Annotated in this window: 12 protein-coding genes and 1 tRNA gene; 12 read left to right on the top strand and 1 reads right to left on the bottom strand. The window is 36.7% G+C overall.

Going from position 1 to position 12417, the window contains the following annotated elements; translation table 11 throughout:
• Nucleotides 1-169: 169 nt before the first annotated feature.
• From tyrS to LACWKB10_RS01840, 6 genes are all read left to right on the top strand, one after another.
• A complete protein-coding gene (gene tyrS / locus LACWKB10_RS01865) occupies nucleotides 170-1435 on the top strand; it encodes a tyrosine--tRNA ligase (protein WP_034978060.1) in 1266 nt (421 codons plus the stop codon).
• Between the two features lie 99 nt (nucleotides 1436-1534).
• A complete protein-coding gene (locus LACWKB10_RS01860) occupies nucleotides 1535-1930 on the top strand; it encodes an NUDIX domain-containing protein (RefSeq protein WP_034978058.1) in 396 nt (131 codons plus the stop codon).
• A 72-nt stretch (nucleotides 1931-2002) separates the two neighbouring features.
• On the top strand, nucleotides 2003-2341 hold the full coding sequence (locus LACWKB10_RS01855) for a heavy metal-binding domain-containing protein (protein ID WP_034978056.1): 339 nt from the start codon (nucleotides 2003-2005) through the stop codon (nucleotides 2339-2341).
• Nucleotides 2342-2404: 63 nt separating this feature from the next.
• Nucleotides 2405-2477, top strand: a tRNA-Thr gene (locus tag LACWKB10_RS01850).
• A 283-nt stretch (nucleotides 2478-2760) separates the two neighbouring features.
• Nucleotides 2761-3594, top strand: coding sequence for a hypothetical protein (locus LACWKB10_RS01845; RefSeq protein WP_034978054.1), 834 nt, complete (start codon nucleotides 2761-2763; stop codon nucleotides 3592-3594).
• A gap of 303 nt (nucleotides 3595-3897) precedes the next feature.
• The gene (locus tag LACWKB10_RS01840) at nucleotides 3898-4551 is read left to right on the top strand and encodes an HD domain-containing protein (protein WP_034978052.1); all 654 of its coding nucleotides are present in this window, start codon (nucleotides 3898-3900) and stop codon (nucleotides 4549-4551) included.
• 61 nt (nucleotides 4552-4612) lie between these two features.
• Here the strand turns inward: LACWKB10_RS01840 and LACWKB10_RS01835 are convergent, their stop codons facing one another.
• On the bottom strand, nucleotides 4613-5143 hold the full coding sequence (locus LACWKB10_RS01835) for a methylated-DNA--[protein]-cysteine S-methyltransferase (RefSeq protein ID WP_034978050.1): 531 nt from the start codon (nucleotides 5141-5143) through the stop codon (nucleotides 4613-4615).
• Between the two features lie 294 nt (nucleotides 5144-5437).
• Here LACWKB10_RS01835 and LACWKB10_RS01830 point away from each other — a divergent pair, with 294 nt between their 5' ends.
• From LACWKB10_RS01830 to LACWKB10_RS01805, 6 genes are all read left to right on the top strand, one after another.
• A complete protein-coding gene (locus LACWKB10_RS01830; RefSeq protein ID WP_034978047.1) occupies nucleotides 5438-6529 on the top strand; it encodes a BMP family protein in 1092 nt (363 codons plus the stop codon).
• Between the two features lie 119 nt (nucleotides 6530-6648).
• Nucleotides 6649-7719: a BMP family protein gene (locus LACWKB10_RS01825; protein ID WP_034978045.1), complete on the top strand. Its 1071-nt coding sequence runs from the start codon at nucleotides 6649-6651 to the stop codon at nucleotides 7717-7719.
• Nucleotides 7720-7793: 74 nt separating this feature from the next.
• Entirely contained in the window at nucleotides 7794-9329 is a 1536-nt protein-coding gene (locus tag LACWKB10_RS01820) for an ABC transporter ATP-binding protein (RefSeq protein ID WP_034978043.1), read from the top strand.
• Nucleotides 9322-10470, top strand: coding sequence for an ABC transporter permease (locus LACWKB10_RS01815; RefSeq protein ID WP_052060242.1), 1149 nt, complete (start codon nucleotides 9322-9324; stop codon nucleotides 10468-10470). The genes LACWKB10_RS01820 and LACWKB10_RS01815 overlap by 8 nt, the downstream gene beginning before the upstream one ends.
• Entirely contained in the window at nucleotides 10467-11423 is a 957-nt protein-coding gene (locus tag LACWKB10_RS01810; RefSeq protein WP_034978041.1) for an ABC transporter permease, read from the top strand. Before LACWKB10_RS01815 ends, LACWKB10_RS01810 begins: the two co-directional genes overlap by 4 nt.
• A 9-nt stretch (nucleotides 11424-11432) precedes the next feature.
• Nucleotides 11433-12371: a nucleoside hydrolase gene (locus tag LACWKB10_RS01805; RefSeq protein ID WP_034978040.1), complete on the top strand. Its 939-nt coding sequence runs from the start codon at nucleotides 11433-11435 to the stop codon at nucleotides 12369-12371.
• Nucleotides 12372-12417 lie beyond the last annotated feature (46 nt).

Here is a 12417-nt window from a genome sequence, read left to right as displayed (position 1 = left end):
GCTAGACAGGTCAAGCGTAGCGAAATACAAGTTGGGTGGTTCCCATAAAGACCATAATTAAGGCACTTGTCATTGAAGTGCGAACGTGGGTGGTACCACGGCTGAAAAAGTATTTAGTCGTCCCTAGATTCTTAAACGAATCTAGGGATTTTTTATTGGAGGAAAAAAGATGGCAAACTTTGATATTTTAGCAGACTTAAAATGGCGTGGAGCGATTAACCAGCAGACTGATGAAGCAGGACTGACCAAATACTTACAAGACCACGATGACTTAGCCCTTTATTGCGGAACTGATCCTACTGGTGATTCACTGCATATCGGGCATCTTATTCCCTTCATGATTTTAAAAAGATTTCAACTGGCTGGATATCATCCTGTAATTGTTATAGGTGGCGGCACAGGAACAATTGGTGACCCCTCTGGACGTAAGTCAGAGAGAGTACTCCTTAGTGCAGAAAAATTACACGAAAATGAACTTGCTCTTACAAATCAAATGGAGAAATTGTTTGGAACTGATAACTTTCAAATTGTTAACAACGCAGAGTGGCTTGATAAATTAAGTTTAATTGAATTCTTGCGTGAATACGGCAAGCACTTCCAAGTTAATAATATGATCAATAAAGACGTAGTTGCCAGCCGCTTGGAAAATGGTATTTCATTTACCGAGTTTTCTTACCAAATTTTGCAGGCCATTGATTTTTACCAATTAAATAAAAATTATGGTGTTCAAATGCAAATTGGTGGTAGCGATCAATGGGGCAACATTACAGCAGGAATTGATTTAATCCATAAATTAATGGGGTCAGACAGACAGGCTTTTGGTTTGACTATTCCATTAATGCTAAAAGCCGATGGTACTAAATTTGGTAAATCAGCTGGTGGTGCGGTTTGGCTTGACCCAGAAAAGACCAGTCCTTACGAATTTTACCAATTCTGGATCAATCAGGATGATCGTGACGTTGTTAAGTACTTGAAGTACTTTACTTTCCTTAGTCATGAAGAAATTGATGATCTGGCGGAGCAAGTAAAAGCTGAACCGTGGAAGCGGACAGCGCAAAAGACATTAGCTAAAGAAGTAACAAAATTTGTTCACGGAGAAGCAGGCTTAGCAGAAGCAGAAATGATTACAGAGGCTTTGTTTTCTGGAGATATTAAAAATCTTTCAGTTAAGCAGATAAAGCAGGGCTTAAAGAGTGCACCTGCAGCGGAATCAACATCTCAAATCAAGAATATTGTGGACTTTTTGGTTGACACCAAAATTGAGCCCTCTAAGCGCCAGGCACGAGAAGACGTTACAAATGGAGCAATTTATGTAAATGGTGACCGTGAGCAGTCAGTAGACTTTGAAGTTGATCCTTCTAAGGCTTTTGACGGCAAGTATGTCATTGTTCGAAAAGGTAAAAGAAAATACACTCTAGTTACAATTAAAGATTAGTTTAAAAGAGGCAGTTGCTATTTTTGCAACTGCCCTTTTTTAACTCCAATTAAGAGAGTATAATAAGAAACACATCATTTTTTAATTTAGGAGGGTAAAATGCGTGCACGGGTAATACTTTATAATAATGAAAATAAGGCTGTTTTATTAATCCACAGATTAAAAAATGGTCGTAACTACTGGGTAATACCTGGTGGTGGTGCAGAAAACAATGAAGCTCCAGTAGATACTGCAATCAGGGAAATAAATGAAGAATTAAATATTCACCTAAAGTTAGCTGACCTGATACATTTTTTTAAATGCGAAGGAAAAGAGTATGAAGAATTCTTTTACACTGAGATTCCATATATAACTGCACCTAAAATCAGTGGTGAAGAAAAAGAGCGGTCGAGCAGCGATAATGTTTATCAACCAGAATGGGTAGCCATTAAAGAGTTGCCAAAGATTAATTTAATGCCTCCTGAAATAGCTGCTAAAATAGTAACTCTAATTTGACAAAAAATGCGGTGATTTCATACTATTATGTTAGTAAAATATTTATCCGAATGTTCAAATAGGAGAGTAAAAATGGCCCACAGAGAAATTTTAGTAACTACTACCGAAAATATACCTGGTAAAAAATATGAAATTATTGGTGAAGTGTTTGGTCTGACTACTCAGTCCAAAAATTTTGTTAAAAATTTTGGTGCAGGATTAAAATCCGTAGTTGGTGGTGAAATTCACAGTTATACCAAAATGCTTGAAGATTCACGCAATCAAGCTTTAGAAAGACTGCGTCAAGCTGCAGAGGATAAGGGAGCAGACGCAATTGTAATGATGCGTTTTGACTCTAGTTCAATCAGTGGCGACATGCAGTCAGTGGTTGCTTACGGTACCGCTGTGAGATTTATTGCAGACAACGAATAGATATAGTATTATTTGAAGTATTCGCTCAATAAGAGATGGATGCTTTTTTATTATTGTTAATTTGCCACTTTAGCTCAGAAGGTAGAGCACCGCCGTGGTAAGGAGGAGGTCCTCAGTTCAAATCTGGGAAGTGGCTTAGTTTTATAGCAGAGCTTAGTTTTATAGCAGATAATTATGAATATGTTTTTTTCCCCTGTGTGCCGCAAAAACCTAAAGCAGCTTTTAAAGTTGCTATGATAACATTTATAAACTACTTTATGTATAAAATTTTGTCTTAAATAAGTTGAAATAAATCAATAATCTTATAATTTTATGTTGCCTAAATTACGCGCTAATTATATAACTAATAGTATAAGGTGTGAAATCTATAATAGGAAAAATTATTGACATGTATATTAAAGTAAGGAAGTTTATTTGCTATGAAGAAGATTAAATTATTTAAGAAAATGTTAATTGTAGGAGCGATGTTAACTATCGGTTCTGCTTCATTAGGTGTAAGCGCTCAGCCTATTTTGGCAAAATCTCTGCCAGTTGCCACGATAAAGGATTATAACAAGCTACAGAAGCTTTCTAAAAAGCCTGGTGCTCATTACATTAAAAAGAGGAAATGGTACGCCAGCTTTGTCCCGGGTGATAATGTTCAAGCATATCGGCATTTAACGTCACATAAGCTATTGGAAACTAGATCCGATCCTGGAGTTGATGATTGGGATATTTTTATAGGTGCGGGAACAATTAATGGTACTCGTTATTTCATTAGCAATATTAAAGAAAAAGATGGCAAAACGAAATATATAATTCCAGCAGCATATTGTCAGGTACCTTACGGATACCAACTTAAAAAAGGACATGCTGTAGTTCACGATTACAATGGGTCTTTGGCCAATGCTTATAATGGTTATAGTGAAACTGATCATCAATATGGTAAGACATTAACTAAAGAAAATATTATTTATAGTAATAAGGGAGATGCCACATTTACTGTTTCCTTGAAGCAAGATGGACAAGCCAAAGGAAAACACAAAGGCTTTTGGATTGGGCGTACACCGATTAAATTCAGAGTTGATGGCACAAATACTTATGAAAACTATTATCCCCTTTATAACTATGTCGCAAATGGTGAATTGATTGTTAGTTATATTAAAACAAAAGATTTAAGTCAATTTAAACGAGCAACAGTGACTTATGATCACATCGGCACAATTACAAGGAGCCATAAATTCAAGCCTGCCCATAAAAAGCTAAATATTTAATACGAGTTAAAAGAGGAATAATTTAACATTATTGTTAGCTCGTTATGAAATAAATTTGGTCAAATTAAAAAAAAGAGATAGACTATTAAACTAGTAGTATAAATTACTAAAGTTAATAGTCTGTTTTTTTATAATATAAAGGGTAATAAAGCTAGTAATAACTGTTGTCGTATTCATAAAAATTAAAATAACTAAGCATTTTGGTGCCTAAGGGACTTTAAATTTGCCTATGTAGAAACCAAATCTTTATTGGAACTGCTTATTTTATGAAAAAGTATTTTACAAATTAGAAAGGAAATTAACTTGGATTTAACTAAAGTAACTGATTTTGTTAAAGAGCAGCTGAAAAATGAAAAAACAGGGCATGATTTTTATCATGGACAACGAGTAGCTCATCTGGCCAGCAAAATGTATTTACAAGATAATCTTGATGCACATGAAGATAGCCGCATGGTGGCTATTATTCAAACTGCGGGATATTTACACGATACTATTGATGAAAAAATCTGTGCTGATCCTGATCAAGTTCTTGCCAGCATTAAAGAACTGCTTCCTAAGGTGGGGTTTACTTCCCTAGAAGTCAAAGACATTTTATTCACTATGCAACATATGTCTTTTTCCGCTAATATAGAGCATCATTATCAGTTGCCAGTATCAGGAGAATATGTGCAAGATGCTGATCGCATTGAAAGCTTGGGTGCAATTGGCATCGCCCGTGCGTTTACATATGGCGGTGCTCATGGCAATGTTATATACGATCCCAGAATCAAGCCACAGAAGCTTGTAAGCCATGATCAATATCGTGAACATACAGAAACAACAATTAACCATTTTTATGAAAAACTGTTTCAATTGGCTGATTTAATGAATACTGTCGGGGGTAAAAAAGAAGCGCAAAAAAGAACGGAATTTATGCGTGATTATGTGAAAGAATTTATGGCTGAATGGAATGTTTAAGCTGCATGTAGTCGCATGTGGCTTTTTATTTTGCTTTTTTTAAAAACACGAACATTAAAAATCACAGCAAGTCTAACTGACTGGAAAATTTGATTTGGGGATTTTCCATTTTTAACAGTGCCCTCTTGCGTTCAAGACCACCGGCATAACCAGTTAAGGACCCATCACTGCCAATTACACGGTGACAGGGAATAATTAAACTAATTGGATTATGTTTGACTGCATTGCCAACAGCGCGCGCCAAATTTATCTTATTTTGTCCTTTTTGTACGCGATTAGATAATTCTTTATAAGTGGTTACTTCACCATAAGGTACTTTTTGTAGTTCTTTGAGCACTTTTTGACTAAAAGTAGACACATTGGGTTTAATTGGTACAGCAAATGGATCAGGAGTTTGGCCAGCAAAATAGTTCGTTAGCCATTTTAGAGCTTGTTTAATAGGTCTAGTTGCAAAAACTTTGGCAGCAGTCAAATCATAGTCGGCACCAAAATATTTTTGCCCGTTAAACCATAATCCTAATAAATTTTTTTCATCACTCAAAAGAGTCAATGTTCCTAATTCTGATTCGAAAAATTCTTTATATAGCTTCATTTTATTTCTTCTGTAACAAATAACTTTTTTACTGTATTATACGTTAATTTCTGAACAATAAGTGATCTCAATTTTTAGCACTAAAGCTTACTCAAGATTTAGCAGCTTAACCAGTTCTATACGAAAATTTCAACTTTTTTCATTGTTGTATACAAAACATTATGAATAAAGCTTAGTTTCGTTTTCATGAAAAAATAGAAATGCTATCAGATCAACACTTTATCTTGTAGTGATTTTTTGACAATGGTACCAGATGTGGTATGTTAATTAGTGTAAAAAATAGGAGGTCACAAGATGAAGTCAAAATTTAGAAAATTCTTTTCCATTAGTGCGGTGGCAGTTGCTGCAGGATTAGCGCTTACAGCATGCTCAGGTAAAAAGCAGGGAGGTAGTAGTAATTCGAGCAGCAGTGCTAAGCACTCCATTGCGCTAATTACTGATACTGCTGGTGTTAATGATAATTCTTTCAATCAGTCTGCTTGGCAAGGCTTTAAAGAATACGGCAAAGATCACAATCTTAGTCGTGGACGTAATGGCTACCAGTATTTTCAATCTGGCAGTGCGGCAGATTTTGAACCCAATTTTGATCAAGCAAGCAAAGCTGGCTATCAAACAATTTTTGGTATTGGCTATAGCTTAAAAGACGCTGTCAAAGCTGCTGCTAAAAAGAATCCTAAAAAGAACTACGTTATTGTTGACGAAGTAATTAAGGGGCAGAAGAATGTGGCCTCCGCCAATTTCAAGAGTGAGCAAGCTTCTTACTTAGCAGGTGTTGTAGCAGCAACGGAAACAAAGACCAACGTAATTGGTTTCATTGGTGGTGCTCATGGCAATATTATTGACTTGTTTGATGCCGGTTTTACTAAAGGTGTTAATGATCAAGCCAAAAAACTGCATAAAAAAATTACACTGCTAAATCAGTATGTGGGTGATTTTAAGAGTGCAGACAAAGAAAAAGCCATTGCTCAGTCAATGTATGCTAAAAAAGCTGATATTATTTTTCATGCTTCTGGTTTAGCAGGCAATGGTCTGTTCCAAGAAGCTAAATCTATTAATCAAACTAGAACAGGTGCAAAAAAAGTCTGGGCTATTGGTGTTGACTCTGATCAATCACATTTAGGCAACTATAAAACTAAAGATGGTAAAAAAGATAACTTCGTTTTGACTTCTGTGATTACTGGTGTCAATGTGGCTACCCGAGATATTTCTAACCGTGCTTATGAAGGTAAATTCCCAGGTGGCCAGCAATTGGTTTATGGCCTAAAAACCAATGGCGTCTCAATCAAACGCGGACAAATAAGTGCTAAAGCTTGGAAATATTCACGTCAGGCACGTAATGAAATAATTGAGGGCAATATTAAAGTGCCAATTCACCCAAGTAAATAGTTCGTTGATAAGCCGATTTCTTTATCTAAATCTTACCAAAAAAATAATTATCTTGAATTAATACGTATTTTATTATAATATTAGTTATGAAAAGTTCGTATTTTGTGGAGGGTAATATAATGGGTAAGAAATTTACGAAATTTTTGTCATTAGGAATCTTAATGGCTTCATTTACTTTGTTTTTGAATGCTTGCTCGGGAAAAAAGCAGGGAACAAGCAGTCAAAACAAGAAGGACAGTATTGCGTTAATTACGGATAGCAACGGTATTAACGACCAGTCCTTTAATCAGGCTGCTTGGGCCGGTTTTAAAGATTATGGTAAAGAACATAACTTTAAACAAGGCAAAGGCTACCAGTATTTTCAATCTAGCAGTGCTACTGACTATACGCCTAATTTTAATCAGGCTGCCAAGTCTGGCTACCAAACAATATTCGGTATTGGCTATATGCTAAAAGATTCAGTTAAGGCTGCTGCCAAGAAGAATCCTAAGAAAAATTTTGTAATTGTTGACGATGTGATAACTGGTCAGAAAAATGTAGCTTCTGTTACTTTTAAGAGTAACGAATCATCATATTTGGGTGGCGTAGCTGCAGCTTATTCAACTAAAACTAATAAAGTTGGTTTTATCGGCGGAGCAAAATCTGCAATCATTGATACTTTTGAAGCAGGTTTCAAACAAGGTGTAAAAGACGCTGCTAAAGCTCAACATAAAAAGATCAGTGTCAGCACGCAATATATCGGAAACTTTACTTCAAATGATAAAGCTAAGTCAATTGCACAATCTATGTACGCTGACAACTGTGACGTAGTCTTCCAAGCTGCCGGTTCTGCCGGTAGTGGAGTTTTCCAAGAAGCTAAAGCACTTAATCAAACTAAGCCGGAAAATAAAAAGGTTTGGGTAATTGGTGTTGATGTTGATCAGGAAAACCTGGGAAACTACAAAACAAAGGATGGTAAAAAGGCTAACTTTACTTTAACTTCTGTATTGAAGGGACTAAATGTTGCAACCAAATCTTTAGCTGATGATGCAGCCAAAGGTAAGTTCCCTGGAGGAAAGCACCTGGTTTATTCATTAAAAGGCAATGGTGTTTCAATTACTAAAGGCAATCTTGCACCAAAGGCATGGATTGCAGTACAAAAGGCTAAGCAGCAAGTAGTTTCCGGAAAAATAACAGTGGTGCAGAATTAAAGTAAATTAACGTTTAAAACTCTTTGTGTAAATTTATGCAAAGAGTTTTTTTAGAAAAAGGAAATTTACATAAAATGAAAGATATGACGAACGTAATAGAGATGCGCCATATTGTGAAGGATTTTAGCGGTTTTAAAGCCAATAATGATATTAATTTGACTTTAAGGAAAGGTGAAATTTTAGCTCTTTTGGGAGAAAATGGTGCAGGTAAATCAACTTTAATGAGTATTTTATCTGGCTTGATTACCCCTACCGCAGGTTCAATTTTGGTTCGGGGGAAAAAGGTTAATATTAAAAATCCAACTGTCGCAAAAGATTTGGGTATAGGCATGGTACACCAGCATTTTATGTTGATGGATTCCTTTACTGTTTTAGAAAATATCATTTTGGGTCATGAAACTACCAAGGGTCCTAAACTGGATTTTAAAAAAGCAGAAAAGCAAATAATGGCCCTGTCTGAGCGTTATAACTTAAATGTTGACCCACTGAAAAAGGTCAGTGAGATTACGGTTGCTCAACAGCAAAGAGTGGAAATTTTGAAAGTTCTTTACCGTGGAGCAGATATTATGATTTTTGATGAACCCACTGCTGTTTTGACCCCGCAAGAAATTACAGAATTTATTCAAATACTGCATGAACTGGCAAAAGAGGGCAAATCAATCATTTTAATTACACATAAACTGGAAGAAATCGAACGGGCAGCTGATCGTGTAACTGTGATTCGTGCTGGTAAAAGCGTAGGAACTTTTGATGTCGCTAATGTTGATAATAATCGTCTGGCAGAATTGATGGTGGGACGTCACGTTAACATGCAGGTTAATAAGCCCACAGAAAAAGTTGGACGCACAATGTTGCAGGTTGAAGACTTACATGTTAAAAACAAACAAAATGTTGCGGTAATTAAAGGTTTGTCTTTTGAATTGCATGCTGGAGAAATATTGGGAGTCGCTGGTATTGATGGTAACGGTCAGGATGAACTTGTCAGAGCTTTAACCGGTTTGCAACATATTGATTCTGGCAAAATTTTGATTGATGGTGAAAATATGACTAATCGTAAGGTACGGCAAATAACCGAAAAGGGCGTGTCATATATCCCTGCTGACCGACAAAAATATGGTTTAATCCTGCCTTTTTCAGTTTCTGATAATTTGGCTTTACAAACTTATTATAAGGAACCATTTTCTCGCCATAACGTGATGCATTATGATGTAATTCATGAACATGCCAAGAAATTAATTAAACAATTTGATATCAGAACTACAAGTGAAAGAATGCCTGTAAGTGATTTATCTGGAGGTAACCAGCAAAAAGTCATTATTGCCCGTGAATTGAGTCGCGACAGTAATTTAATTATTGCTTTTCAGCCGACTCGTGGCCTTGACGTTGGTGCCATTGAATATATTCATAATCAGCTCTTAAATGAGAGAGCTCAGGGCAAAGCAATTTTGTTAATATCTTATGAGCTTGATGAAATTATGCAATTGTCAGACAGAATTATTGTGCTTCACGATGGTAGAATTTCTGGTGAGGTCAAGCCAGAAAATACTAGTGATGAAGAATTAGGTTTGTTAATGACCGGCGTTAAGAAAGAAGGTAATGCACTTGCTTAAAGTTACACTAAAAACCAAGAAAATCTTAGTGCCAATCATTTCTATTTTGGCAGGCTTTTTAGTCGGAGCAATCATCATGCTGGTTTGGAGTTACAATCCGTTTCAAGCATATGCTTCAATGTTTTCCAGTGCGTTAGGAAACATGAACGGCATAGGTGAGACGATCCGTGAAGCTACCCCGCTGATTTTTACCGCTATTGGTTTTGCTATAGCTTCTACTGCCGGTTTTTTCAATATTGGCTTGCCTGGTCAGGCTCAAGCTGGCTGGTTATCTTCTATCTGGGTGGTTTTGGCTAATCCTAATATGCCTAAGGCAATTTTGCTTCCATTGGCGGTAATAACAGGCATTCTGGCTGGCGCACTTGTTGCTGGTATTGCTGGTTGGCTCCGTGCTCAATTTGGGACTAATGAAGTCATAACAACCATTATGATTAACTATATTGTGCTTTATTCGTGTCAATATTTAATGCAACAAGTTATGTCATCTAAATTGCGTATTGATACTGATACTACTAAAACAATTGCTGATAATGGCAGCTTAAAAATTGGATGGCTAAGCACGATGTTTGGTGATTCACGCATTAATGCAGGTATTTTTATTGCTTTAGTTGCAGTTTTTTTATATTGGTATTTAATGAGAAAAACTACTACAGGTTTTGAAATTCGTTCAGTTGGTACCAATGCTGCGGCGAGTCGTTATGCAGGAATGTCAGCCAAAAAGAATATCATGCTTTCTATGTTATTATCCGGTGGATTTGCTGGCTTAGGCGGTGTTGTTCAAGGTCTTGGCACATATCAAAACTATTTCACCCAAACGACCAGCTTAGATATCGGCTGGGATGGTCTGTCCGTTGCTCTTCTTGGTGGTGGGACAGCCGTCGGCATTTTACTGGCTTCACTATTATTTTCAATTTTAAAAATTGGCGGTCTAGGAATGCAAACCATTGCCGGTATTCCTTATGAGATTGTTTCAATAGTAATTGCTGCTATCATTTTCTTTGTTGCTATTCAATATGTAATTGGATTACTGTTTACGACTAAAAGGGCTAAAGAAACCCAAAAAGATGCAGCGACTGAAGAAACTGAACCAAATAACGTTACAGTGAGTTCCACAAAGACCCAGGGAGGACAAAATTCATGAATTTAGTTACGATTTTAGCGTTAATTGTGTCATCGACTTTTGTCTATTCAGCACCATTAATTTTTACCGCTTTAGGCGGGGTTTATAGTGAAAATTCAGGTATTACCAACATTGGCCTTGAAGGAATAATGACAATGGGCGCTTTTTCTGCCATTGTGTTTAACCTGACTTTTGCTTCTACTTTTGGCAAAGCAACTCCTTGGATTGGCCTTCTTGTTGGGGGAGTTGTAGGTTTGCTATTTTCACTGCTCCATGCTGTAGCAACCATTAATTTTCACGCTGATCACATCATCAGCGGGACTGTCCTCAATCTTATGGCTCCACCATTAGGAGTGTTTTTAGTCAAAGCTATATATGATAAAGGTCAAACTGAAAACATTACGCAGAGCTTTGGTTATTTTAGTTTTCCTGGCCTTGCTAATATTCCTTTTATTGGGCCTGTTTTCTTTCAAAACACTTCTGCACCTGCCTGGCTGGCAATAATTGTATCAATCTTATTATGGTGGGTTTTGTATAAAACTCGTTTTGGCTTACGTCTGCGTTCATGTGGTGAAAATCCTCAAGCAGCAGATACTTTGGGGATCAATGTTTATGGTATGCGTTACGCTGGCGTGCTAATATCAGGCTTTTTAGGCGGAATTGGCGGAGCAGTTTTTGCGGAAGCAATTTCAGGCAATTTTTCAGTTTCTACTATTGTTGGACAAGGCTTTATGGCGTTAGCAGCCATGATCTTTGGTAAATGGAACCCATTAGGTGCAATGCTAGCTTCGCTTTTCTTTGGCTTTGCTCAAAGTATCAGTATTATTGGCAATCAACTACCATTCTTTAGTCACATTCCTGCTGTTTACATGCAGATTGCTCCTTACGTAATTACCATTTTAGTTTTAGTTTTGTTCTTTGGAAAATCAGTTGCTCCAGCAGCAGATGGCCAGAACTATATTAAGTCAAAATAGGGAAGAATAATGAAAGAAATTTATTTTAATCATGACGGTAATATTGATGATTTAGTATCATATTTGTTACTCTTGCAAGCACCAGAGATTAAATTACTAGGTGTTGGTGCAATTGATGCGGATGGTTACGTTGACCCAGCTGTTGAGGTGTGTCGAAAGATGACAGACCGGTTTAACTTAAGAGGCGATCAATTAGAAATTGCCAAATCAGATTCAAGAGCTGTCAATCAGTTTCCCGAAGCCTGGCGTAAAGCGGCATATTCATTTAATTATTTGCCGTTATTAAACGAATCTGGGAAAATGATTACTAAAATGGCAGTAAAACCGGCTCATTTAGACATGGCTGAAAAAATTTTGGCAGCAAAGCAACCTGTCACGTTAGTTATGACGGGACCTTTAACCGATTTGGCTCGTGCGCTGGATACTAATCCCAAAATGGCGGATAAAATTGAACAGCTATACTGGATGGGCGGTTCTCTTGATGGTCATGGTAATGTTGTTCAGGTTAATGTTGATGGTACGCAAGAATGGAATGCCTTTTGGGATCCGTTTGCTGTTGATAGGGTTCTGAAATCAAATATTCCTATGCAAATTATCGGTCTTGAAAGTAGTGAAGAATTACCATTAACTTATGAATTAAGAATGCATTGGGCCAGTTTGCGTGAACATCCAGCTGTAGACTTGGTTGCGCAAGGCTATTGTCTCCTGGTTAATCCCCCAATTCCAAGCTCGCAACTTTATTTTTGGGATGTATTAACGACAATTAGTGCTCTTTATCCGGAAGTCGTTTTGGCCACTGAAAAGCACAAGGTAAAGGTGGTTACACAGGGATTGGCTGCAGGACGAATGGAAGATGATTCCAATGGACGCGAAATTACTTTGGTAACTAAAGCAAATAAAGATTTATTCTTTAAAAAATTTGATGAGCTATTATTACGTGGAAAGTAAATAATTTTTTATAATATAAAAAAGACGAAATTCGTTTTTGAATTTC

It is taken from the genome of Lactobacillus sp. wkB10, from assembly GCF_000760615.1.
In the GTDB taxonomy this organism is placed as follows: Bacteria; Bacillota; Bacilli; order Lactobacillales; family Lactobacillaceae; genus Lactobacillus; species Lactobacillus huangpiensis.
Note: the sequence above shows the minus strand (reverse complement) of the source record. Positions and strands in the feature narration are given on the sequence as shown.